General features: G+C 59.7%; 18 protein-coding genes and 1 pseudogene. 11 read left to right on the forward strand and 8 right to left on the reverse strand.

Annotated elements, in window-relative coordinates; genetic code table 11:
* Positions 1 to 135: 135 nt before the first annotated feature.
* The 9 genes from ACODSV_RS19125 (at position 136) to ACODSV_RS19165 (ending at position 14,584) form a co-directional block, all read left to right on the forward strand.
* Positions 136 to 5,541 (forward strand): hypothetical protein, encoded by a 5,406-nt coding sequence (locus tag ACODSV_RS19125; RefSeq protein WP_150095149.1) that lies wholly within the window; start codon positions 136 to 138, stop codon positions 5,539 to 5,541.
* Between the two features lie 284 nt (positions 5,542 to 5,825).
* Positions 5,826 to 7,109 (forward strand): ABC transporter substrate-binding protein, encoded by a 1,284-nt coding sequence (locus tag ACODSV_RS19130; RefSeq protein WP_190300912.1) that lies wholly within the window; start codon positions 5,826 to 5,828, stop codon positions 7,107 to 7,109.
* Positions 7,110 to 7,272: 163 nt separating this feature from the next.
* Positions 7,273 to 8,163 (forward strand): carbohydrate ABC transporter permease, encoded by an 891-nt coding sequence (locus ACODSV_RS19135; RefSeq protein ID WP_024075147.1) that lies wholly within the window; start codon positions 7,273 to 7,275, stop codon positions 8,161 to 8,163.
* Between the two features lie 10 nt (positions 8,164 to 8,173).
* Complete coding sequence (locus ACODSV_RS19140) at positions 8,174 to 9,004, forward strand: carbohydrate ABC transporter permease (protein WP_005788583.1); 831 nt, start codon at positions 8,174 to 8,176, stop codon at positions 9,002 to 9,004.
* Between the two features lie 36 nt (positions 9,005 to 9,040).
* On the forward strand, positions 9,041 to 10,144 hold the full coding sequence (locus tag ACODSV_RS19145; protein WP_024075146.1) for an ABC transporter ATP-binding protein: 1,104 nt from the start codon (positions 9,041 to 9,043) through the stop codon (positions 10,142 to 10,144).
* A gap of 18 nt (positions 10,145 to 10,162) precedes the next feature.
* The gene (locus ACODSV_RS19150) at positions 10,163 to 11,644 is read left to right on the forward strand and encodes a mannitol dehydrogenase family protein (RefSeq protein ID WP_150056530.1); all 1,482 of its coding nucleotides are present in this window, start codon (positions 10,163 to 10,165) and stop codon (positions 11,642 to 11,644) included.
* Positions 11,645 to 11,782: 138 nt separating this feature from the next.
* Positions 11,783 to 13,264, forward strand: a complete 1,482-nt coding sequence (gene xylB / locus ACODSV_RS19155) for a xylulokinase (protein ID WP_150054692.1) — start codon at positions 11,783 to 11,785, stop codon at positions 13,262 to 13,264.
* 12 nt (positions 13,265 to 13,276) lie between these two features.
* A complete protein-coding gene (locus ACODSV_RS19160) occupies positions 13,277 to 14,215 on the forward strand; it encodes a carbohydrate kinase family protein (protein WP_150054693.1) in 939 nt (312 codons plus the stop codon).
* Positions 14,216 to 14,314: 99 nt separating this feature from the next.
* The gene (locus ACODSV_RS19165; protein ID WP_024075142.1) at positions 14,315 to 14,584 is read left to right on the forward strand and encodes a DUF2790 domain-containing protein; all 270 of its coding nucleotides are present in this window, start codon (positions 14,315 to 14,317) and stop codon (positions 14,582 to 14,584) included.
* 61 nt (positions 14,585 to 14,645) lie between these two features.
* Here ACODSV_RS19165 and ACODSV_RS19170 read toward each other — a convergent pair whose 3' ends face one another.
* Together ACODSV_RS19170 and ilvA are read right to left on the reverse strand one after the other, a co-directional pair.
* Positions 14,646 to 14,915, reverse strand: a complete 270-nt coding sequence (locus ACODSV_RS19170; RefSeq protein WP_150054694.1) for a DUF1652 domain-containing protein — start codon at positions 14,913 to 14,915, stop codon at positions 14,646 to 14,648.
* A 268-nt stretch (positions 14,916 to 15,183) separates the two neighbouring features.
* A pseudogene (gene ilvA, locus ACODSV_RS19175) lies at positions 15,184 to 16,182 on the reverse strand (threonine ammonia-lyase, biosynthetic); the annotation flags it as partial.
* A 272-nt stretch (positions 16,183 to 16,454) separates the two neighbouring features.
* Here ilvA and ACODSV_RS19180 point away from each other — a divergent pair.
* Together ACODSV_RS19180 and map are read left to right on the forward strand one after the other, a co-directional pair.
* The gene (locus ACODSV_RS19180) at positions 16,455 to 16,658 is read left to right on the forward strand and encodes a ParD-like family protein (RefSeq protein WP_024075139.1); all 204 of its coding nucleotides are present in this window, start codon (positions 16,455 to 16,457) and stop codon (positions 16,656 to 16,658) included.
* Positions 16,655 to 17,410, forward strand: a complete 756-nt coding sequence (gene map / locus ACODSV_RS19185) for a type I methionyl aminopeptidase (RefSeq protein WP_024075138.1) — start codon at positions 16,655 to 16,657, stop codon at positions 17,408 to 17,410. Before ACODSV_RS19180 ends, map begins: the two co-directional genes overlap by 4 nt.
* Before the next feature lie 152 nt (positions 17,411 to 17,562).
* On the opposite strand, the gene pepN is transcribed toward map, so the two are convergent.
* From pepN to ACODSV_RS19215, 6 genes are read right to left on the reverse strand one after another with little or no spacing between them, the layout of a single operon-like run.
* Positions 17,563 to 20,220, reverse strand: coding sequence for an aminopeptidase N (gene pepN, locus ACODSV_RS19190; protein ID WP_150054697.1), 2,658 nt, complete (start codon positions 20,218 to 20,220; stop codon positions 17,563 to 17,565).
* Positions 20,221 to 20,232: 12 nt separating this feature from the next.
* On the reverse strand, positions 20,233 to 21,063 hold the full coding sequence (locus ACODSV_RS19195; protein WP_024075136.1) for a DUF2797 domain-containing protein: 831 nt from the start codon (positions 21,061 to 21,063) through the stop codon (positions 20,233 to 20,235).
* Positions 21,060 to 21,320 carry a YeaC family protein gene (locus ACODSV_RS19200; protein WP_017528545.1) on the reverse strand — a complete coding sequence of 87 codons (261 nt, stop codon included), beginning with the start codon at positions 21,318 to 21,320 and terminating at the stop codon, positions 21,060 to 21,062. Before ACODSV_RS19200 ends, ACODSV_RS19195 begins: the two co-directional genes overlap by 4 nt.
* Positions 21,321 to 21,334: 14 nt before the next feature.
* Positions 21,335 to 22,204, reverse strand: coding sequence for a rhomboid family intramembrane serine protease (locus tag ACODSV_RS19205; protein WP_024075135.1), 870 nt, complete (start codon positions 22,202 to 22,204; stop codon positions 21,335 to 21,337).
* Positions 22,201 to 23,175, reverse strand: a complete 975-nt coding sequence (locus ACODSV_RS19210; protein ID WP_162163607.1) for a metallophosphoesterase — start codon at positions 23,173 to 23,175, stop codon at positions 22,201 to 22,203. The genes ACODSV_RS19205 and ACODSV_RS19210 overlap by 4 nt, the downstream gene beginning before the upstream one ends.
* Positions 23,172 to 24,062 carry an NAD(+) kinase gene (locus tag ACODSV_RS19215; protein WP_003217892.1) on the reverse strand — a complete coding sequence of 297 codons (891 nt, stop codon included), beginning with the start codon at positions 24,060 to 24,062 and terminating at the stop codon, positions 23,172 to 23,174. The genes ACODSV_RS19210 and ACODSV_RS19215 overlap by 4 nt, the downstream gene beginning before the upstream one ends.
* Between the last annotated feature and the right edge of the window lie 83 nt (positions 24,063 to 24,145).

The following is a 24,145-nucleotide window of genomic DNA, read 5'->3' on the forward strand; positions in this document are numbered from 1 at the left end:
AATCACTTGAAGTAACCCCTCCACACCCTGTCGCTGGAACTGGACAAAGCCCCTGGCCACTTAGCGAAGACATCGCCCTTCTTTCACTCGATAGGTGATGCCTTATCTATCAACGCAAAGGTAAAAGGGCTACGCATGATCAACGTTCAGCGGCTACCTACTCCCGCCGCCATCACCGGCTCAAACGACATGAGCGCCCCCACAAAACCTGCGTACTCGGTGGCCTCGCACGTCATCACGCTGTTTAATAATCAGATGAACAACCACCCGGCTCTCCTCGCGTCCGTGCAAGCCGGCGATATACCGCCACACGCCCGGCAGCGCATCGTGCACCTGCTCAGGTACGCGATGACAGAAGAACGACCGAGCCTGGCCGCGCAGATCAGCCAGTTGATAAACAGCAGCCGTCCGCCACTCACAGGCGAAATACTGCGCAATGAAGTCGAGCGACACCTGAACCAGCCAAGCGCGCTGAATCCGCAGAAAACCTACACCCAGCTCATTCACGACATACTCCAAACCCCATCACAACCCGCCTCGCCCCCTCCCCCTGTCTTGTCACGAGCACGCCGGGAACTGCAGAACCCAGGTCCTGCGCAAGACGCCGGGAACACCTCAACCACTCAGTTCGCCAATGCCCTGGTGGAAGACGGCGACCGGCAATTGTCGATCAATTTCGCCAATCATTTGATCCGACGATGGGTCGATGCAAACCGGAGCTCCGGCTTTGGAGAGGAAAAGATTGCCGTCCCGCACGGTTCTACATTCGGCCTGGCCTGGAACGCGTTGGCTGACGCGCTCGACGCGCAGCCTTTCAAAACCTTTGCCCAAGCCAAGGGTATTGATGTTTCCAGCCTGGTCGTTAAAACCAACGGAGACCTGAGCGGGTTAAAGAACAATCAAACCGTCAGCTTTTCTTTGAAGCAAGATCCCGACTGGGCCGCCGCGTCATCTGCCGTTTTAGCCGCGGCCAACAAACTGGGCGGGGACATTAGTTTCCACGACCGCGGGCATGCACCCGCGGAGGATGTCGCGGCCTTTTATTTAGTGCGCAACAGCCGCTTCAACAGTGACGACCGATTATTCACGATCGACCAACTGCTGAAAGAGCAAAACTTCAGTTCGATCAGTAACACCGACAGTTACTACGCGGCTCAATTCGCCCCGGTTCAGCAGCGCCAGAGAGAGGCCAAGCAACAGGTCGCGAAGCTGCCCACGCCACAGTTGAGCCGGCTGCTGGCGGCTTTCACGCCCACGCCGGCGACACAAAAGGTCAAGGACGCCGACCAGGCCCTGGCCCACCTGTGCAGCCAGGCGCTGGGGCAGGCGTTTGCAAACACGATTGAAAAACTGCCTGAGTATTCGACGTTTAACCTGGTCCGCAATAACCTCAAGGATGCGCTGAACAGCCCGGCGTTTACGACGTTTGTGCGGGAAAACAACCTTGACCTGTCGAGCATCCGGATCAAATCGGACGACGGGACCTTGAAGGGTAAAGTCAAGGGTGTCGACACCACCTTCCCTGTCAACGCCATTTCAGATTGGGCCTCTGTCTGGCAAGACGTGGAACCCGCGGTGAAGCAGATGGCGACAGGCTCGGGCGACTACGTTGATTACCCCGGCGCAAACCCTGCAACGCTGCCAGAAGTACTGCGTTTTTACGCCGAAGAACCACTTCCACCCAATGGTTTCCCTCAGGATGGCTGGCAGCAAAGATCACGTGTAGCCCATCTGAGCAGAAGTGCGCAAATCACCCGAGACAACGGCTTCAAGGCCCTGGTCGCCGCCCCGACCGACGATGCTCGCTCGCGCAGCGTGCGGGAGACGCAGCAGGCAGTCGCCTTACAGCTCAGCGCAAAGACATTGAACCTTTCGCCACTTGAAACCCTGGCGGCGGCGGTCAAAAACCGCATGCAGGACACCGACACCGCCGCTCTGCCTGAACAAGGTCCAGACACGCCCGAAGATGCCTTGGCCAGCACCGAAAGCGCACTGGCCGCCGCGGTGCATGGCGTGATGCTTGAGCTCAAGAACGCCCCGAACCAGGTGGCCTCGAAAATGGTTGAATCGATCCCGGCCAACAGCCTGATCGGACAATGGCGAGCGTACTTGGACAAGGCCCTGAAAGGGCGTGGTTTTACCGAATGGGCCCAGAAACAGAATATCGACCTGACCTCACTGCGCTTTGACCCCACGGACAACGCCTTGATCGGTAAGGTCAATGGCCTTGAGCAGCGCTTTACCGCCACTGACTTTGCGCAAAAATACCCGGAGCATTTCGATGTACTTGCACCGGTATTGAACGCCGCGGCCGTATTCACTGCCCATGGAAAAACAATCGCGCTGGTCCAGCCCAACAACAGCATGCCCTTCGAATGGGTGGGCAGTTTTTATGGCATCAGCAACGACTACAGCAGCCCCGCGTTCGCGCAACAGACGGAACTGATGGGCCGCACGCAGCAATTCCCGCAGCCACCTGAGCACCCGGAAAAAGTCGTGAACTGGCTGAACCGCCAGAGAACGGTATTGGGAAACAGCAACGACCGGTATGCATTAATCGATCAGTTGAAAATTGGCATCATCAATCGCGACGACACTGAAGACGCCCGACGTTTTGTCGTCGATGAAGATTCCTCTCATCAACCCAAGGGGCTTAAAACAGCAACGGCCTTCCTTGCTGAGAACGGCTGGAATATTCCGCAGTGGGAGGCAGAAAGTGACAACCTGTTATTGGCATTGCGCACACCGCTACCGCAGTCCCCTGCCCTTGGTAATCACTGGGGTTTCCTCTCCACCGACCTCCCATTGAGTGCAGAACAGCGCAGCGCGGTGACCGCACATGTAAAGGCCTCCATTGGTGACTTCGCCACGCTCATAAGTTATTTGAGCGCTCACGTCGACAATATCAGTACCGATCCTAAAGAGGCGCTGGTACAGCTGCTTGCCAGCGACAAAGCGATTGAACTCGCCACCGGCCTGCAAACCAAGATGAAGGGGGCGTCAACCCCGACCAGCCTGAAACAGTGGCTTCTGACTGCCTTGGTGCTGGAGCTTGATCCCACGGCTGGCACTCAACATAAGACGGTTGCCGGTGTTGATTTAATGGGCATCGACAATTCTGGGCGCAGCACGCTTTCTATCCACGACCGATTCAATCTATACCTGGCAACCCAGAAAAACATACCTGGCGACTTGGCACCTATCGCTTCGCACTTGCTGCTGTCAGGGGCGGCGCCGCAGTTGCTGGTCAAAGACGTACCGAAAGAACTAACGCTCGGTTCACCTGCGTGGTTCAACTTTACGGCAGCGGTTAACCAAATCGAATGGGCGGCCCCCGGCGCTACCACGAACATGACTTACCAACAGGTCATGGATCATTACAAGATCCAACCTATTTCAACACTGGAAACGCAAATCCAAAGCTACGCACAGATGAACCCGTTACTGGATTGGGCCGCTCTCAACAACAACGTCGATAAGAACAACTACACCCTGGAACAGTTAAGAGACAGCCAACAAAAACTCCAGTCACAGGTCGCTAACACCGCCGAAGCGATCCGCTGGCTAAGCACGAACCAAGCGCCCAATAGACGGGACATGGCGCTCAAGGTGCTGAAAGAAAAGTTCGGTCCCACTATCGATTATGAAAAACGATTTATGCTGGAAAACGAGTTCGCCGGGATCATCAGCGGTCGCCACTATAGTCTCGTAGAAATCTATGAAGCAGGCAGGCTGGATGAAAGCTGGATGCAGGAAGGCAATCATGTGGATTTCGCCAGCCTGCGTAGCAAAGCCACAGAGCCTGGGTTCCCGGTTATCAACGATGAATTCAACAAGGCTATAAAAGAAGACTTCAACCTGCGCAGGCGCCATACCGCTACGCTGTTCAAGGATATGATCAGAAAGATGCCTGTAGAGGAGCGCAAAAGCCTCATCTATGGCGCCGTAGAGTTTTTAAATGTTGACGGCGGCACCAGTGGCAGTGGCATGGTGATCACGTCTAACTACAATGGGGTCAGAAGAGACTTTGCGGCCTACCCGTCCAGGGGCCAGATTGTAAGAATTGCCGACATCGATCCCTCCACGCCATTGGGTAAAACCGTCAGCCTTGAAATCGACGCCGCTGCTTTCAAAAACGGCACTGAGCCCAAACCTGGGACTCAATCAGATGTGGTATTGCGCACCACCGATCAACACTTACTGGATGACAACAATGAGCCATGGCCATTGGAGGTATCCTTCCCTGCCCACAAAGAAAATGACGCATTTTCTCCCGGCTATGTGGACGGCAGAATATCTAAACTTGCCAGCGTCATGATCGACTCGACTTACCTGAATAAAACCGAGTTTGTGAACCTTCACCGCAATTGGTCCAGCAATACGCTTGAAACGGCGACACAGCCCAGCGACTTTTTCAAAGCCCTTTGGCACTCCTTGCCGGGCGCCAGCAGCTTGGAAGACCTCTATCACGGCCAGTTCCTGAAGGCGGGTGTAGACCTTGCCATTGATGTTGCGATCACGCTTGCCACAGAAGGCGCCGGCAAGCTGTGGGGCCTGACAAAATCTGCCGCGTCCTGGGCGGCTGGCAAGGTGGCTGCGGGTTTTATCGAGAAGTTTGGTGCTAAAGAAGCCGAAAACATTGCGCTCAGGGACATCACTGCCACGAACGCTTCAAAATCATTCAACTCAATCAACCGATTACAGGGCATTCATCTGGGCGAACAGGCTGGCCAACTAGTCATCCCGGAGGCAACAGTCGCTGATCGCACGGTCATTCGTCCTGGCGAAGGACAGCGTGTCAAACTCACCACAATTGCCAAGGATGGTGAACGGTACGCCTACAACGCCAAGACAATGCAAGCAGAAGGGGCTGCTCTGGAATGGGTATTGCCCGAAGGCAGTGATCGCATCGGTAGAATACGACTGGGAGGGGCCATTGAAACCCTCACGCCAATTGATGGAGCGGTACAGACCTATGTAGACACTTACAAAGGAAACCCCCGGCTCAATATTTTTGGGCATGCTCCGGAACCAGATGTACTGGGCACTCCAATCCAAGTCGCCGGAGAAAACGGCACACGCTATTCCGCTGCCGAAATTAATCAAAAACTCCTTGAGCGAGGCGTTGATATTCGTCAGTTCGAAAATGTCCGCACCATCATTTGCTTTTCAGCAAGTGGAGGCGAACACTCTTTTGCTGCTGAGCTGAACGCTATAACGGGGGTCCCCGTCAAAGGCTTTGAAGGCCCGGTAATCTCGGCAACAACAGGCAGCGTAGATATTAGGCAACAGTACAACGCCATACGAAACAATTTCAGAACAAAGTTCCCACGAGAGAGTGAAGAAAATATTGAGTATCTAAGCAACATTCAACTGAATAATTTCTTTCGCACAAACAGCGCCGAAATCCACTTAGAAAAAAACGTAGGCGAGATGATTGAAGTTAATATAGGAACGCAAACAGCCCCTGTCTATTTGACGGTGCCCATCGACTACAGGCCGATCAAGTTCGCGGCCTCAAGCAAGGGCGTCACACCATAAGCCCTAAGCTCCGGCACTGCCGAGTCCTGCAGTGGTGCCGGGGCATCCAAAACCCACCAAGGGCCGTTTTTTCGGCGAGCGGACAATCACAGTGCAAAAAAGTATCAGTCCCAGTGTTCCCAAGGATTTGTCACCACCCCGTTTGAGGGCTGTAATCAACGCACACTCTTCCTGGCTCCTTGCGGGAAGACACAACAACAATAACTGTCCTTCTGTAGCCCCTGGGCGCAGAAATGGAGTGCGCGATGAAGTTCCCAGCAAAAGCACTGCTTGTCTCCACTTGCATGACTACCTGCATGACCCTCAGCGCCGTCAGCCTCGGCGCGCAAACCCTGACCATTGCCACCGTCAACAACAGCGACATGATCCGCATGCAAAAGCTCTCGAAAACCTTCGAGACCGCGCACCCGGAGATCAAGCTGAATTGGGTCGTGCTGGAAGAAAACGTGTTGCGCCAACGCCTGACCACCGACATCGCCACCCAAGGCGGGCAGTTCGATGTATTGACCATTGGCATGTACGAAGCTGCACTGTGGGGCGCCAAGGGTTGGCTGGAACCGATGAAAGACCTTCCGGCCTCCTACAACCTGGACGATGTGTTCCCTTCCGTGCGTGACGGGTTGTCCGTCAAGGGCTCGCTGTATGCCCTGCCGTTCTATGCCGAAAGTTCGATCACCTATTACCGCACCGACCTGTTCAAAAATGCCGGGCTGAGCATGCCTGAGCATCCGACCTGGACCCAGATCGGCGAATACGCGGCCAAACTCACCGACAAGAGCAAAGAGCAATACGGCCTGTGCCTGCGCGGCAAAGCCGGCTGGGGCGAGAACATGGCGCTGATCACCACGCTGGCCAACGGTTACGGCGCGCGCTGGTTCGATGAGAAGTGGCAGCCGGAATTCAATGGCCCTGAGTGGAAGGACGCGCTGACCTTCTACGTCGACAACATGAAAAAATCCGGCCCGCCGGGTGCTTCCAGCAACGGTTTCAACGAAAACCTGGCGCTGTTCAACAGCGGCAAGTGTGCAATCTGGGTCGACGCCAGCGTCGCCGGCTCGTTCGTGACCGACAAGACCCAAAGCAAAGTGGCCGATCATGTGGGCTTCACCTTTGCCCCGCACGAAAAAACCGACAAAGGCACCTCATGGCTGTACTCCTGGTCCTTGGCCATCCCGACCAGTTCCAAGGCCAAGGACGCCGCCAAGACCTTCACCACTTGGGCGACTTCCGAGGAATACAGCCAACTGGTGGCCAAGACCGACGGCATCGCCAACGTACCGCCAGGTACCCGCAAGTCGACCTACAGCGACGAGTACATGAAGGCCGCGCCGTTCGCCAAGGTGACCCTGGAGTCGCTGAAAGTCGCCGACCCGACCAAGCCGACCCTCAAGCCGGTGCCGTATATCGGTATCCAACTGGTGACCATTCCTGAGTTCCAGGCGATCGGTACCCAGGTCGGCAAGTTCTTCTCGGGCGCGTTGACCGGCCAGCAAACGGTCGATGCTGCACTGACCGCCGCGCAGACCACCACCGAGCGTGAAATGAAGCGGGCCGGTTACCCCAAGTAACCCAGGCCCACCACAGTCAAATGTGGGAGGGGGCTTGCCCCCGATGGCAGTGGATCAGCCAACTGATTCATCGACTGACACTCCGCCATCGGGGGCAAGCCCCCTCCCACACTGACCGCGCTTCGACTCTCGCTCTGTATGTACCTGACTGGTCTTGATCACCATGAATACACCCACCAAAAACCGCCTGGCCAACCCCGGCTGGTTTCTCGTCAGCCCCTCGGTGGCCTTGCTGCTGCTGTGGATGATCGTGCCGCTGGGCATGACCCTGTACTTTTCGCTGATCCGCTACAACCTGCTCTACCCTGGCGAAAACCAGTTCGTGGGGCTGGAAAACTTCACTTACTTCATCACCGACTCGGGCTTCCTGCCCGGCGCCACCAATACGTTGTTGCTGGTAGGCAGCGTGCTGCTGATCAGCGTGGTATTCGGCGTGCTGATCAGTGCCCTGCTGGAGGCCAGTGAGTTCCTGGGGCGTGGCATTGTCCGGGTGCTGCTGATTTCGCCGTTTTTCATCATGCCCACCGTCGGTGCGCTGATCTGGAAGAACCTGATTTTCCACCCGGTGTCGGGGATTCTCGCGGCCGTGTGGAAGTTCTTCGGCGCCGAGCCGGTGGACTGGCTGGCGCACTATCCGCTGCTGTCGATCATCATCATTGTGTCGTGGCAATGGCTGCCCTTCGCGATCCTGCTGCTGATGACCGCCATGCAGTCCCTCGACCAGGAACAAAAGGAAGCGGCGCGCCTGGACGGGGCCGGCGCCATCGCGATCTTCTGGCACCTGACCCTGCCCCACCTGGCCCGCCCGATAGCGGTGGTGGTGATGATCGAGACCATCTTCCTGCTTTCGGTATTCGCCGAAATCTTCACCACCACCAACGGTGGCCCCGGCTACGCCTCGACCAACCTCGCCTACCTGATCTACAACCAGGCGCTGGTGCAGTTCGACGTCGGCATGGCCTCGGCCGGCGGCTTGATTGCCGTGGTCATCGCCAATATCGCGGCGATCATCCTGGTGCGGATGATCGGCAAAAACCTGACTGACAAGCCTTGAGGGCCGCGCCATGACACTCCAACAATCCCGCCGCCTGCAAAGCCTGTTGCTCGGCACCCTGGCCTGGGCCATCGCGATCCTGATTTTCTTCCCGATCTTCTGGATGGTGCTGACCAGCTTCAAGACCGAAATCGACGCGTTCGCCACGCCGCCGCAGTTCATCTTCACGCCGACGCTGGAGAACTACCTGCACATCAACGAACGCAGCAACTACTTCGCCTACGCCTGGAACTCAGTGGTGATCTCATTCAGCGCCACGGCCCTGTGCCTGCTGATCTCGGTACCGGCCGCCTACTCCATGGCGTTCTATGAAACCCAGCGCACCAAAGGCACCCTGCTGTGGATGCTGTCGACCAAAATGCTGCCCCCGGTAGGCGTACTGATGCCGATCTACCTGCTGGCCAAGAGCTTTGGCCTGTTGGATACGCGCATCGCGCTGATCATCATCTACACCCTGATCAACCTGCCGATCGTGGTGTGGATGGTTTACACCTACTTCAAGGACATCCCGAAAGACATCCTCGAAGCCGCCCGCCTCGATGGCGCCACCCTGTGGCAGGAAATGGTGCGGGTGCTGCTGCCGATCGCCAAGGGCGGGCTGGCCTCCACCGTGCTGCTGTCGCTGATCCTGTGCTGGAACGAGGCGTTCTGGTCGTTGAACCTGACCTCGTCGAGTGCCGCGCCGCTGACCGCGCTGATTGCCTCCTACTCCAGCCCCGAAGGCTTGTTCTGGGCCAAATTGTCTGCCGTGTCGACCCTGGCCTGTGCGCCGATCCTGATCTTCGGCTGGATCAGCCAGAAACAGCTGGTGCGCGGCCTGTCCTTCGGCGCCGTGAAATAACGGTTTCCATAAAAATTAAAAGAGGAGGCCCATCCCATGGCCAACCTGAAAATCAAGAATCTGCAAAAAGGCTTCGAAGGCTTCTCCATCATCAAGGGCATCGACCTGGAAGTGCACGACAAGGAATTCGTGGTCTTCGTCGGCCCCTCGGGCTGCGGTAAATCGACCCTGCTGCGCCTGATCGCCGGCCTGGAAGAAGTCAGCGAAGGCACCATCGAACTCGATGGCCGCGACATCACCGAAGTCACCCCCGCCAAGCGCGACCTGGCGATGGTGTTCCAGACCTACGCGCTGTACCCGCACATGAGCGTGCGCAAGAACATGTCGTTTGCCCTGGATTTGGCCGGCGTCGACAAGAAGCTGGTGGAGAGCAAGGTCAACGAAGCGGCGCGCATCCTGGAGCTGGGCCCGTTGTTGGAGCGCAAGCCCAAGCAACTGTCCGGCGGCCAGCGCCAGCGCGTGGCGATTGGCCGGGCGATTGTGCGTAACCCGAAGATCTTCCTGTTCGACGAACCGCTGTCCAACCTCGACGCCGCGCTGCGCGTACAGATGCGCCTGGAACTGGCGCGCCTGCATAAAGAACTGCAAGCGACCATGATCTACGTGACCCACGACCAGGTCGAGGCCATGACCCTGGCCGACAAGGTCGTGGTGCTCAACAGTGGCCGCATCGAACAGGTCGGCTCGCCGCTGGAGCTCTACCACCAGCCGGCCAACCTGTTTGTGGCGGGCTTTCTCGGCACACCGAAGATGGGCTTTCTCAAGGGCAAGGTCACTCGCGTCGACGGCCAGGGCTGCGACGTGCAACTGGATGCCGGCACCCTGATCAGCCTGCCCCTGAGCGGCGCCAGCCTGAGCGTAGGCAGTGCGGTGACCCTGGGTATTCGTCCGGAGCACCTGGAAATCGCCACGCAAGGGCAGACCAGCCTGACCGTCACCGCCGATGTCGGGGAACGCCTGGGCAGTGACACCTTCTGCCACGTCAACACCACCAACGGCGAACCGCTGACCATGCGGATTCGCGGTGACATGGCCAGCCAATATGGCGAGACCCTGCACCTGCACCTCGACCCGGCGCACTGCCACCTGTTCGACACCGATGGCGTGGCCGTGGCCCGCCCACTGCGCGCTGCCGCCTGATTTCGCGAGTATTTCGTTATGAAGCTGAACAAACAGAACCTCAACCGGCTGGCGCCGCACGTGAAACTGCCGACCTACGACATTGCCAGCACCACCCAGGGCATCGCGCACATTGGCGTCGGCGGCTTCCACCGCGCGCACCAGGCGTATTACACCGATGCGCTGATGAACACCGGGGTTGGCCTGGACTGGAGCATCTGCGGTGTCGGCCTGCGCGCCGAGGACCGCAAGGCGCGCGACGACCTGGCCGGCCAGGACTACCTGTTCACCCTGTATGAACTGGGCGATACCGACGACACCGAAGTGCGTGTGATCGGTTCCCTCAGCGACATGCTGCTGGCCGAAGACGGTGCCCAGGCGCTGATCGACAAACTGGCCAGCCCAGCCATTCGTATCGTGTCGCTGACCATCACCGAGGGCGGCTACTGCATTGACGACAGCAACGGCGAGTTCATGGCCCACTTGCCGCAGATCCAGCACGACCTGGCCCACCCGACAGCGCCGAAAACCGTGTTCGGCTTTATCTGCGCCGCGCTGACCCAACGCCGTGCCAGCGGCACGCCAGCCTTCACGGTGATGTCCTGCGATAACCTGCCGCACAACGGCGCCGTGACGCGCAAGGCCCTGCTGGCGTTCGCCGCCCTGCACGACGCCGAACTGCATGACTGGATCAAGGCCAACGTAAGCTTCCCGAATGCCATGGTCGACCGCATCACGCCAATGACCAGCACCGCCCACCGCCTGCAACTGCACGACGAGCACGGCATCGACGATGCCTGGCCAGTGGTGTGCGAACCCTTTGTGCAGTGGGTGCTGGAAGACAAGTTCGTCAACGGCCGCCCGGCCTGGGAACAGGTCGGCGTCCAGTTCACCGACGACGTGACGCCCTATGAGGAAATGAAGATCGGCCTGCTCAATGGCAGCCACCTGGCCTTGACCTACCTGGGTTTTCTCAAAGGCTATCGGTTTGTGCACGAGACCATGAATGACCCGCTGTTCGTCGCGTATATGCGCACGTACATGGACCTCGACGTCACGCCGAACCTGGCGCCGGTGCCGGGGATCGACCTGACCGAGTACAAGCAGACCCTGGTGGATCGTTTCTCCAACCAGGCGATTGCCGATCAGCTGGAACGGGTGTGTTCGGACGGCTCGTCGAAATTTCCCAAGTTCACCGTGCCGACCATCAACCGCCTGATTGCCGATGGGCGCGAGACGGAGCGCGCGGCGCTGGTCGTCGCTGCCTGGGCCTTGTATTTGAAGGGCGTGGATGAGAATGGGGTGAGCTACAAGATCCCGGATCCGCGCGCGGAGTTCTGCCAAGGCCTGGTGAGTGACGAGGGGCTGATCAGTCAGCGGTTGCTGGGCGTGGAGGAGATTTTCGGCAAGGCTATTCCCAACTCGCCTGAATTTGTGGCAGCGTTCGAGCGGTGCTATGGGAGCCTGCGCGACCACGGCGTCACCGCTACCCTGAAGCACCTCCTGAAAAAACCGGTTTAAATGTGGGAGGGGGCTTGCCCCCGATGAGGGTGTGTCAGTCAAATATCCTTCACTGACCCACAGCCATCGGGGGCAAGCCCCCTCCCACACTGGACCGGGTTGCCAATCCAAAAAAATAACACTGCTGAGCAAACCATCATGACCCAGCAAAACCTGTTCCTCGGCATCGACTGCGGCACCCAAGGCACCAAGGCGATCGTCCTCGACGCCTCCAGCGGTAAGGTCCTGGGCCTGGGCGCCGCCGCACATACGCTGATCAGCGGCGCCAATGGCCGTCGCGAACAGCACACCCAGGAGTGGCTCGACGCCTTTACCGAGGCCACCCACCGCGCCCTGCAACAGGCCGGCGTGGACGGCCAGGACATCCTCGGCATCGGCGTGTCCGGCCAGCAGCACGGCCTGGTGCTGCTGGATGACAGCGGCCAGGTGCTGCGCCCGGCCAAGCTGTGGTGCGACACCGAAACCGCGCCGGAGAACCAGCGCCTGCTGGCCTACCTGGGCGGCGAGAGCGGCTCGCTGGAACGCCTGGGCGTGGCGATTGCGCCGGGCTACACCGTGTCGAAACTGCTGTGGACCCTTGAGCAGCACCCGCACATCTTCGCGCGCATCGCCCACGTCCTGCTGCCCCACGACTACCTCAACTACTGGCTCACCGGCCGCGCCGTCGCGGAATACGGCGACGCCTCGGGCACCGGTTACTTCAACGTGCGCACCCGTGAATGGGATGTGGCGTTGCTCAAGCACATCGACCCCAGCGGGCGCCTGGAAGCGGCCTTGCCGGAACTGATCGAAGCCGACCACACCATTGGCACGATCCTCCCCGCCATCGCCGAACGCCTGGGCATCAACCCCGAGGCCATCGTTTCGAGCGGCGGCGGCGACAACATGATGGGCGCCATCGGCACCGGCAATATCGCGCCCGGCGTGATCACCATGAGCCTGGGCTCCTCGGGCACCGTGTATGCCTTTGCCGACCAGCCCAATGTGAGCCCGCAGGCGTCGGTCGCAACCTTCTGCTCATCCAGCGGCGGCTGGTTGCCATTGATCTGCACCATGAACCTGACCAATGCCACCGGGGTGATTCGCGAACTGTTCGATCTCGACCTGACCACGTTCAACGTCCTGGTCGAACAGGCGCCCATCGGCGCCGACGGCGTCAGCATGCTGCCGTTCCTCAACGGCGAACGCGTGCCCGCCCTGCCCCATGCCACGGGCAGCCTGCACGGCCTGACCATGACCAACCTGACCCGCGCCAACCTGTGCCGCGCCGTCGTCGAGGGCACCACCTTCGGCCTGCGCTACGGCCTCGACCTGCTGCGTCAGACCGGCCTGCAAAGCCAAAGCATCCGCCTGATCGGCGGTGGTTCGAAAAGTCCGGTGTGGCGGCAGATGGTCGCCGATATCATGAACACCGAAGTCATCTGCACCGAACAAAGCGAAGCCGCCGCCCTGGGCGCGGCGATCCAGGCGGCGTGGAGCCAGTCCGGCGAATCCCTGGCCAGCCTGTGCGACAAATGCGTGAGTGTCGATCCGGCCAGCCGTACCCTGCCGGTGGCCGCCAGTGTCAGCGCCTACCAACAGGCTTACGAACGCTATCAACAGCATGTGGCAACCCTTTAAGAGCGAACGACTATGTATCTGGTATGCGGTGAGGCGCTGTTTGATTTTTTCAGTGAGGAGGATGCCAGCGGGCAGGCTTCCAGGGTCAATTACCAGGCGATTGCTGGCGGTTCGCCGTTCAACGTGGCGGTGGGTCTGCGCCGCCTGGGCATCGAGGCCGGGCTGTTTGGCGGGCTGTCCACCGACTTCCTCGGCCGGCGCTTATTGCAGGTGCTGAAAGAGGAAGGCGTAAGCGAACAGTTCCTGGTGGAATTCGCCGCGCCGACCACCCTGTCGATGGTCGCAGTGGGCGCCAATGGCTCACCGCAGTACAACTTCCGGGGTGAAGGCTGCGCGGACCGGCTGTTGGAAGTCGCGCATTTGCCGGTCCTCGGTGATGAGGTACGCGGCCTGCATATCGGCTCGTTCTCCCTGGTGGTACAGCCGATTGGCGACACCCTGCTGAGCCTGGTCAAGCGCGAAAGCGGCAAGCGCCTGATCAGCCTCGACCCGAATGTGCGGCTTAACCCGCAACCCGACATCCAGCTCTGGCGCGAACGCGTGGCGGAACTGGTCAAGTACGCCGACCTGATCAAGGTCAGCGATGAAGACCTGCACCTGCTCTACCCCGACCAATCGCCGGAAAGCGTGCTGCAAGGCTGGCTGCAACACCGTTGCCAGTTGGTGTTCCTGACCCGTGGCGGCGATGGCGCCAGCGTGTTCAGCCGCCAGCATGGCAACTGGTCTGCACCGGCGGTCAAGGTGGTGATGGCCGATACCGTGGGGGCTGGCGATACCTTCCAGGCCGCGCTGATTGCCTGGCTGACCGAACAACAATTGGATTCGGTCGAGGGCTTGCAACAGCTGACTCGCGTGCAGATCGACGCCATGCTCGGCTTCGCCATCCGCGCCGCAGCGTTGACCTGCGGCAAGACCGGGCCGGACCTGCCGTATCGCCACCAACTGGGCTGAACCGCGCATTCATGAAGGTTTTGTCAGCCAAGCAGAAATTAATCGATGGTTAATCCCGCAAGCCGAGGGTAACGGTGTATCCACTTGCGGAGAACCACCATGAAACTGCGTACCTTCATGCTCGGCGGCGCACTGGCGCTGGCAGCGGTGTCGGGTCTGGCCCAGGCCGACGATCAAGACGCCGCGGCCAAACCCGTGCCTTACCATTACGGCATGCCGATGAACATCGCCAAGGTCCTGGCCATGAACGAAGCCCCGACCGATGACTGCAAGGTCATCGACGCGGATATCAAGTTCGTGGACAAGGCGGGCAAAGTCGAAGATGTCAGCTATCGGAAACTGTCCGAAGCCTGCGACTTCCAGAATTGATGGGCGGGCATAAACAGCGTTGGGCCTGGCAATCACCAGGCCCAGCGTTCATGTCCAACTATCAGAAGTGACTGCGCCCAGCGGCTCTTTGCAGGACCGGTGCCTGTAACTGCTTCAGGTCTTCGCGTAATCCAGTAATCAGATTGCAAATTGCGCGACTGCTGTCGAGTTTGTCGGCGTTTATACCTTTGACCTCCAAGTCCACGCGGTCGCGGTCGCGGTCGTCATAGACCTTGATCGTCAACGAAGCATCTTCGGCTTTGATACATTCACACCGTTTAGGCAGGAAACTTCCTTCAATAATGCTGCGAAGTTCTAAATCTGAAAGCATGGCCAACCGCTCCTTTTATGAGACTGCCAACAATTGTTATGGGCCTGGCAAGCGTGTGCCTGCCACGTCTTGCCAACCCTGGCAGACGCTTACAACTTCCAAGCGTACTCGGCAAAATCCCATGCCGTTGTAACCTTTCCTCATAAGCAAGGCGCCATTTTGTATAACTTTGTTCAAACCCTGATAGCACCACTTAGATCATCGCCAAACAGCTTCGATTAAACGTTTAACCCTGGCCTTGGGGTTAAACAGCTCCCTGCGCGGCCACTCTTTCAGCAACATATCGCAAACTATCAAAGTTGATATTGGCGCCCGAGTTGATTGCCACCAGCGTCTGCCCACGCACGCCGTTTTGGCCGACATAGTGACGAATACCCGCCACGGCCAACGCGCCGGAGGGTTCGGTGATGGACCGGGTATCGTCATAGATCAACTTGATCGCACTGCACAGTTCATCGTTGCTGACAGTGATGACTTCATCCACCCAATCCCGGCAGATTTCATAGCCATATGCGCCGATCTGCGCCACGGCGGTGCCGTCGGCAAACCCGTCGACACTGGGCAGCACCACCCGCTCGCCCGCGCGCAGGGCGGCCAACAGGCAACTCGAACCTTCCGGCTCGACGCCGATGATGCGCACCTGTGGCCGCAGGTATTTGACGTATGCCGCGATCCCGGCGATCAGGCCACCGCCGCCCACCGGCACGAAGATCGCGTCCAACGCGCCCTGCTGCTGGCGCAGGATCTCCATGGCCACGGTGCCCTGGCCGGCAATGACGTCCGGGTCATCGAAGGGTGAGACAAAGGTGCAACCGGACGTCTCGGCCAGTTGCAGCGCATGGGCCAGGGCCAATGGAAAGCTCGCACCGTGCAGCACCGCTTCGCTGCCCCGGGAGCGCACACCCAGCACTTTCAATTCCGGCGTAGTGCACGGCATGACGATGCGTGCCTGGATCCCCAGCTCGCGCGCTGCCAGGGCGACACCCTGGGCGTGGTTGCCCGCCGAAGCGGTCACCACGCCGCGAGCCTTCTGCTCATCGCTCAGTTGCACCAACTTGTTGTAGGCGCCGCGAATCTTGAAGGAAAAGGTCGGCTGCAAGTCTTCCCGCTTGAGCAGCACCTGGTTGCCCAGCAATGCCGACAACGCCGGTGCGGCTTGCAGCGGCGTGCGCAGCGCCAGGTTATAGACCGGGGCGGCGAGGATCTTCTTCACATAGTGCTCAAGCAATCCCGTGTCGGCAGTGTGGGGCGCTGTGCAGGTGCTCATGGGTGTCTCCTGGCTTGCTTAAAGGGCCCTGGAGACGGAAAAACAAAACCCGCCTCTAGGGCGGGTTTGGGTACAGCCGTGCGCTATCCCGCCAAATGAGGAATGGCGGTAATAATGCTTGGCTGGCTGCGAAGGGTTTGAAATGTCATGTATCGAAATTACCCGGCGGGTACAGGGCAAGTCAATGGCCCAACACCATTTAGCGCGTGGGGGTTTACTCAGAATATACGAAACGTATACGCTTCATATATTCAATCAACACAGTGAACACCATGGGCATCGTCAAGATCACCGACCAATTGCACGAACAACTGCGCCTGGCCAGCGCCGCGATGGATCGTTCCATCAACGCCCAGGCCGAGTTCTGGATCAAGATCGGCCTGCTGGCCGAGCTCAACCCCAGCCTGCCGTACAACGAGCTGATCAACAAACTGTTGCTGGACAAGCCCGACCTGATCCGAGGCCGCAGCCAATGATCAAGACCCCTGCCCAACTGACCGTGATGCGCGAAGCCGGTCGCCTGCTGGCCCAGGTGTTCAGCATGCTCGATGGTTTTGTCATCGCCGGCCGTTCCACCCTGGAGCTGGACGCGGCGGTCGAAGCCTTCATCCGCAACGACTTGAAGGCCCGCCCGGCCAGCCTCGGACAATACGACTACCCCTTCTCCATCAACACCTCGATCAACGAAGTGGTGTGCCACGGCATGCCCAGTGCCAAGGACATCCTCAAGGACGGCGACATCATCAACATCGACATCACCCTGGAAAAAGGCGGCTTCATCGCCGACTCCAGCAAGATGTACATGATTGGCAACGTCCCCCCCAAGGCCCGGCGCCTGGTTGAGATGACCTTCGAAGCCATGTGGGCCGGCATCCGCCAAGTCAAGCCAGGCGCGCGCCTGGGCGATATCGGCCATGCGATCCAAAGCCACGCGCAAGCCAACGGCTACAGCGTGGTGCGTGAATACTGCGGCCACGGCATTGGCCGGCAGATGCATGAAGAGCCGCAGGTCCTGCACTTCGGCCGCCCCGGCACCGGGCTGGAACTGCGAGAAGGCATGGTGTTTACCATCGAGCCGATGCTCAACCAGGGCAGCGCCAAAGTGCGCAGCCTGAAAGACGGCTGGACGGTAGTGACCAAGGACAACAGCCTGTCGGCGCAGTGGGAACATACCGTCGCCGTGACACGGGACGGGTTCGAGGTGCTGACCCTGCAAAAAACCGACTGACCCATAAGCTGTGGGGCGGCCTGGACAGCGTGTGTCAGCCAATACTCAGTGCCCACATTCAAACCAACAGCCCTTCAGCCCACTCGACCGCACGCAAAAAAAAACGGCCCACCGAGCAATCGGTGGGCCGTTTTCGTCAACCAACCCGCGCGTTACGCCAGGCTCTTGCTGACCACCTCAAACACATCACTGGACAATTCACCCGAACCACGAATACGTTCCAGCTCCGCCTTCATCAGCGCCTGCCGCGCGCTGTCGTATTTACGCCAGCGAGTCAACGGCGCCAACTGGCGCGAAGCGATTTGTGGGTTGAACGCATTCAGCTGGATCACCAGGTCCGCCAGGAAGCGATAGCCCGAACCATCCGCCGCATGGAAGTTGATCAGGTTCTGCCCGGCAAACGCGCCAATCAGTGCACGCACCTTGTTCGGGTTCTTGATCGTGAACGCCGGGTGCTCCATCAACGCCTTGACCCGCGCCAACCCGCCGGGCAAGACGCTGGCGGCCTGCACACTGAACCATTGGTCCATGACCAGCGGGTTGTCCTTGAAGTTTTCAGCGAATACCGCCAACGCCTTGGTTTTTTCTGCCTCGAATGGCGAATTCACCAGCACCGCCAGCGCGGTCAAGCGTTCGGTCATGTTGTCGCTGGTATCAAACTGGTCCAGCGTCGCCGCCAGCACTTCGGGCTTGCCGCTGAGCATCAGGTACGACAGCGCGATGTTCTGCAAGGCGCGACGGGCAAAATGCTCGGCCGCGGCCACGTACGGGGTTTGCTTGGACAGCTCACGGTTGGCCTGGTAACGCAGCCACAGCCCTTCGAACAGTTGGTCGGCCAGTTGCTTGCGGGCAAACTCGCGGGCGGCGTGGATGGCGTCGACATCGGCCACTTCACTGATTTCGGTCAAGTAGGCTTCACCCGGCAGCGAGAGCATCTCCGCGACCATCGCCTGGTCCAGGCTGTCATCGCTCAACACGCTGCGCAGTGCATCGATCAGGCGTTGATCCAGCTTCAGCGGTTGCCCGGCCTGATGTTGGCCGATCAGTTCCTGCAACACCTGCACCGACAGTTGCTGGCCGGCATCCCAGCGGTTGAAGCCGTCGCTGTCATGCTGCATCAGGAACATCAGTTGATCGCGGGTGTACGGGAAGCTCAGTTTCACCGGCGCCGAGAAGCCACGCAACAACGACGGCAACGGCTGTTCGGCGATATCGACGAAGGTGAAGGTCTGCTCGGCTTCGGTCACCGAAATCACACGCGAAGTACCGCCCGCCGCCGCCTCACCGGCCAGGCGCAACGCGATACCGGCGCCCTGCCCGTCCAGCAGGCCCAATTCCACGGGAATCACAAACGGCAGTTTTTCCACCTTGTCTGGGGTGGCCGGGCAGCTCTGACGGAAGGTCAGGCTGTAGGTTTTTGCCGCGGCGTCGTAAGACTCGCTGACCGCCAGGCGTGGCGTGCCGGCCTGGCTGTACCAGCGTTTGAACTGGCTGAGGTCGGCACCGTTGGCGTCTTCCATGGCCTTGACGAAATCGTCGCAGGTCACGGCCTGGCCGTCATGGCGTTCGAAATACAGGTCGCTGCCTTTACGGAAGCCTTCAGCGCCGAGCAAGGTATGGATCATGCCGACCACTTCCGAGCCTTTTTCGTACACGGTCAAGGTGTAGAAGTTGGAGATCTCGATAAAGCTGTCCGGGCGCACGGCATGGGCCATGGGGCCGGCGTCTTCCGCGAACTGGTGGGTACGCAGGTAAGCCACGTCCTGGATGCGCTTGACCGTGGCCGAGTTCATGTCGGCGGAAAAGCACGAATCACGGAATACGGTAAAGCCTTCTTTCAGCGACAGCTGGAACCAGTCGCGACAGGTCACGCGGTTGCCCGACCAGTTGTGGAAATATTCGTGGGCGACGATTGCCTCGACCCGCTGGTGCGCGGCGTCGGTGGCGGTTTCGGCGCGCGCCAGCACCGCGCTGGAGTTGAAGATATTGAGGCCCTTGTTCTCCATGGCGCCCATGTTGAAGTCGTTGACCGCCACGATCATGAAAATGTCGAGGTCGTACTCACGGCCGTAGGTTTCTTCATCCCAGCGCATGGACTTTTTCAGGCTGGTCATGGCGTGCTGGCACTTGTCGATATTTTCCGGCTCGACGTAGATACGCAGCGCCACGGTGCGGTCAGTCAGGGTGGTGAAGGTGTCTTCGACACACCATAGGTCACCGGCTACCAGCGCGAACAGGTAGGCCGGCTTCTTGAACGGGTCTTCCCAGGTCGCCCAGTGGCGGCCATCCTCGCCGGGGCCGCTGGCGATAGGGTTACCGTTGGACAGCAGGATCGGATAGCGATGTTGCTCGGCGATCACCGTGGTGGTGAAGGTGCTCATCACGTCCGGGCGGTCGAGGTAGTAGGTGATCTTGCGGAACCCTTCGGCCTCGCACTGGGTGCAGAACATGCTGCCGGATTTGTACAGGCCTTCCAGCGCGGTGTTGGTTTCCGGGTGTATGCGCACGCTGGTGTCGACCGTGAACGTCTCGGCGGTCGGCTGCAGGGTCAGGTGGCTATCGGTCAGTTGGTAGTCGGCCGCGGTCAGTTCACGGTCGCCCAGATTCACGCTCAGCAGCTCCAACTGCTGGCCATCGAGTACCAGCGGCGGCAAGCCGGCACCGCGCTCGGGGTTACGGCGCATCACCAGTTGCGCGTGGACTAGGCTGTGGTCCTCGAACAACTCGAAGGTCAGGTGCGTCTCTTCGATCAGGTAATCCGGCGCCTGATAGTCCTTCAGGTAAATCATCTTCGGTTGTTCGGTGCGCATGAGGGGATCCTTTTACTGATGCACGGCGAGCTGGTAGGCCGTGTACTTACGAATATTAATGACGCCGGTGTCGAAGATCAGGTACTGGCCCTTGATCCCCAGCAGCGTACCTTCGGCAATCGGGTTCTTGTCCAGGTTGAAGCTGACGATCTTGGTCGGATACTGCTCGATCGGGTAGCGAATTTCGATCGGTTCGATGTCGGCAATGGTCTGGATGGCGTGCAGACCAAAGCGTTCCTGCAAACCCAGCAGGCCTTCGGCGCAGGACGCAAACAGCTCGTCGCGCACCTGCTTGAGGTCGACCGATTGCGCATCGCCCTTGAGCAACGCGCGCCAGTTGGTCTTGTCGGCCACCTGGCTGCGGAACAGGTCCTCGACGAAACCGGACTGCTGGCGTGTTGCAACCCGCATGATCGGCAGCGCCTGGCTGGCGCCCTGGTCGAGCCAACGGGTGGGCAGTTGGGTGGCGCGGGTGATGCCGACCTTGATCCCCGACGAGTTGGCCAGGTACACCACATGGTCGGTCATGCAGAACTGTTCGCCCCAGCTGGGATCACGGCAGGTGCCGGCGTCGTAATGGCAACGCTCGGGGCTCATGATGCACAGGTCGCACTGGGCCAGCTTGGTCATGCACGGGTAGCAATAGCCCTGGCTGAAGCTGGTCTTGGTCTTGCGGCCGCAATGGCTGCAATGGATGGCGCCGAGATACTCCAGGCGTACATGGGTGCCGATCAAGGGGTTGACCGGCACCTCGGTATCGCCTAGCCGAAACGCGTACTGAACGGTCGGCTCACCGAGTTGCGCCGACATTTTGCTGACTGCACCGCGACCGATTTCAATCAATGGATCGCATCCGACTTGAACAGGATGTTCGGCACGGTGGTCGACTTCGACTGGCATTCCTGCGGGCCCATGTAGCCGGTGCGCTGGTCTTCGGGCAGGTTCTGGATTTCCCAGGCGATCACCGCTTGCAGGGACAGTTCACGCTGTTCTGCAGTGAGCTTGCGGCCATCGGACCATTTACCGATTTCCACGGCGAGCTTGAGGCTCTCGTAGATATCCGGGGTGATGTTTTCGATCATTTCAGCAAAAGAGGACATGAAGCTCTTCCTTATCAAATAGAAGATTTGCGACGGCTGTACAAGCCGCCCAGCAAACCCGTCAGGCAACCGATAACCAGGCCGCCAACATGGGCAGCATTGGCGATTTCACCGAAACCGATCATCGAGACCAGCCCCGACAGGCACAGAACCAGCCACACCAGCATCATCACCAGCACCCCACGGGGCAAGCGATAAGCCGGGTTGGGCGACAGCAATTGAAAGATCCAGCAATGCCCGAGCAGGCCATACAACACGCCGGACAACCCACCAAACAGGCCAGGGCCGCCATAGGCGTATTGCGCGTAGTTGGAGACCAGGCTGAACAACAGGGTCAGGCCCAGCAGGTTGATGCCGCCCTGGCGCACTTCGATGCGCCGCCCCAGTTCCCAGTACCACATGCCGTTCATGGCCAGGTGCAGGATGCCGAAGTGGATCAGCATTGGCGTGATCAACCGCCACCACTGGCCGGAAGCCAATGAATCGGCCAATGGCGTGAACTGGATGTACTCGCCCGTCACCCGGAAGGGCAGGAACGTCAGCCAGCTCATGGCTTGCAGGTTTTCACCGAGCAAGGTCACCGCGCCGACAATGATGCTTGCCAGCAGCACCAAGGCGGTGACCGGGCTATGCCGCAATTGCTGGACAAAGCCTGGACGCGAAACGGGCGCCTGCTCAGGAATATCCAATTGCTGGTCCGGGTCGCCCGCTGGAAAGCGTTCGTAGAGCACGCGCACGTCGTCGCTGATGGTCTCGGGCACCCACAACACCTGCTCGCCGGCTTCTTCGCTGACGCGATGGGGCACCTGCATGCGTTGCAGCAGTTTGACGAAACCGCCCAGGTCGACGCTCAGGGGCAAGCGCAATACGGGCACGGCACTCATACAATCACCTCGGGTCGCTCAACGTCCACCCATACGAATTTACCTGGATCCAGGCGGGTTTCCTGGTCCAGGCGGTAGGCCACCAGCTTGCCGTACAGCACCGCGCTGTAGTCCAGGCAAGCCAGGTTCGGGCGGATCGGCGCCGGTTTGCCGCTGCGCCAGTAATGGCCGACGAACAGCAAGGGTTCGTCGACGCCGTAGCGCAGCAGGGAATTCTTTTGGCTGGACGATAACGGTGTGCGTGCCACCGGCTCTGGCAAGGCATCGGGTTGGAACACGATGTCGCCGTAGGTCTTAGGGTCGTCCTCCCAGAATTTGGTGCGGAAGAACGAACGTGTCAGCCCGTCGCCGCCGGTCAGGGTCAAGCCGTCCGGCAGGCGCATGTCGGTACCGCGCAGCAGGCGGTCGAACGCGTTGCAGGCAAAACTGCCCGGCACGGCCGCGGCCTGCAGGAAGTGCTGGTCGATGCAGCCGTCGGGGAAGGTCGCGCGCAGCGGCTGGATAAACCCGTCGTCCCAGCACGCATGCACCACGCGGAAACGCCCGGCGTCGACAAACAGCGGCATGTCATAGAACCAGCCGAGGAAGTCATGCCAGTCGGCGGGGTGATGCTCGAATTGGGTCAGGGTCTCGTGGATCAACCGCTCGTGCCGGGGGTTGTGCTCGCGCACGAACTGCTTGCCACTGCCGGGTGGCGCCGGCGTGGTCCAGCCCAGCGCATTGAATTCGTGGTTGCCCATGATGCACAACGCCTGGCCGGCCTCGGTCATGTCGTGGACGATATGCAACGCCTCGCGAATGCGTGGGCCGCGGTCGATGATATCGCCGAGGAACACTGCCATACGCGACGGATGGCGCCAGGTGCCAGCCTGTTTGTGGTAGCCCAACAGGTCGAGCAAGTGCTCAAGGGTATGAGCGCAACCGTGCACGTCACCAATCAGGTCGTAGCTACGCGCGGGATCGAGCATCAGTCGCCTCCACCCCCCAAGCGGCTGCCCCAGCCCAACTTGGTACGGCACACTTCATAGTAGTTGTGGTCCAGCGGGTGGATCAGCCGCAGCTTTTGCGCCTTTTTGCTCACGGTGATGGTGTCACCGGGGGCGCAGGTGAAATGGTTCTGCCCGTCACAGGAGACTTGCGGGTAAATCTGCATGTCTTTGGAAACCACGATTTTCAGCTCACTGTTGCCGTCGACCACAATCGGCCTGCTGGACAACATATGGGGGTACATCGGCACGATCACAATGGCGTCGAGCTTGGGATGCATGATCGGGCCGCCCGCCGACAGTGCATAGGCGGTAGAACCGGTGGGCGTGGCGACGATCAGGCCGTCGGCCTTCTGGCTGCAGACGAACTGGCCGTCGATATACAGCTCGAACTCGATCATCCGCGTGGACTTGCCGGGGTGCAGCACCACATCATTGAGGGCATCGCCCTGGCCGATGGCTTCGCCGTGGCGGCGCACTTCGGCTTGCAGCAGGAAGCGGTTTTCCACCAGGTAATGGCCATCGAGCACCTTGGCCACTTCCACTTCCAGCTCATCGGGGCGGATATCGGTCAGGAAACCCAGGCTGCCACGGTTGATCCCCAGCACCGGCACGTTATGCCGCGCCAACGCCCGGGCGGCACCGAGCAAGCTGCCGTCGCCGCCGACCACGATGACCATGTCGCACACTTCGCCAAGCATCTTGCGCGACGAGGTCTGCAGGCCGTGGCCGGGGAGGATTTCAGCGATGGTGTCTTCGAGGATCACATGCAGGTGGCGTTCCAGCAGGAATTTTTTCAGCCGGCGGACGGTGTCCAACACCTGGGTACTGCCCAGGCGACCGATAATGCCGATATTGCGAAATTGCTCCATGGGGCTCCTGCGGGCTTGGGGTGTGGCAAAAAAGAACGATTATGGGCGAAAGGCTGCTTCAGGCAAAATCCTTTGTCGCCGTG

The sequence above is a fragment of the Pseudomonas sp. FG86 genome (genome assembly GCF_057808775.1).

Coding starts and splice junctions, on each gene's coding strand:
- ACODSV_RS19215 (WP_003217892.1), bottom strand. CDS start 24,062: ATGGAGCAATTTCGCAATATCGGCATTATCGGTCGCCTGGGCAGTACC.
- ACODSV_RS19150 (WP_150056530.1), top strand. CDS start 10,163: ATGAAGCTGAACAAACAGAACCTCAACCGGCTGGCGCCGCACGTGAAA.
- xylB (WP_150054692.1), top strand. CDS start 11,783: ATGACCCAGCAAAACCTGTTCCTCGGCATCGACTGCGGCACCCAAGGC.
- ACODSV_RS19125 (WP_150095149.1), top strand. CDS start 136: ATGATCAACGTTCAGCGGCTACCTACTCCCGCCGCCATCACCGGCTCA.
- ACODSV_RS19205 (WP_024075135.1), bottom strand. CDS start 22,204: ATGAGTGCCGTGCCCGTATTGCGCTTGCCCCTGAGCGTCGACCTGGGC.
- ACODSV_RS19170 (WP_150054694.1), bottom strand. CDS start 14,915: ATGCTTTCAGATTTAGAACTTCGCAGCATTATTGAAGGAAGTTTCCTG.
- map (WP_024075138.1), top strand. CDS start 16,655: ATGATCAAGACCCCTGCCCAACTGACCGTGATGCGCGAAGCCGGTCGC.
- ACODSV_RS19200 (WP_017528545.1), bottom strand. CDS start 21,320: ATGTCCTCTTTTGCTGAAATGATCGAAAACATCACCCCGGATATCTAC.
- ACODSV_RS19165 (WP_024075142.1), top strand. CDS start 14,315: ATGAAACTGCGTACCTTCATGCTCGGCGGCGCACTGGCGCTGGCAGCG.
- pepN (WP_150054697.1), bottom strand. CDS start 20,220: ATGCGCACCGAACAACCGAAGATGATTTACCTGAAGGACTATCAGGCG.
- ACODSV_RS19140 (WP_005788583.1), top strand. CDS start 8,174: ATGACACTCCAACAATCCCGCCGCCTGCAAAGCCTGTTGCTCGGCACC.
- ACODSV_RS19135 (WP_024075147.1), top strand. CDS start 7,273: ATGAATACACCCACCAAAAACCGCCTGGCCAACCCCGGCTGGTTTCTC.
- ACODSV_RS19145 (WP_024075146.1), top strand. CDS start 9,041: ATGGCCAACCTGAAAATCAAGAATCTGCAAAAAGGCTTCGAAGGCTTC.
- ACODSV_RS19180 (WP_024075139.1), top strand. CDS start 16,455: ATGGGCATCGTCAAGATCACCGACCAATTGCACGAACAACTGCGCCTG.
- ACODSV_RS19160 (WP_150054693.1), top strand. CDS start 13,277: ATGTATCTGGTATGCGGTGAGGCGCTGTTTGATTTTTTCAGTGAGGAG.
- ACODSV_RS19130 (WP_190300912.1), top strand. CDS start 5,826: ATGACTACCTGCATGACCCTCAGCGCCGTCAGCCTCGGCGCGCAAACC.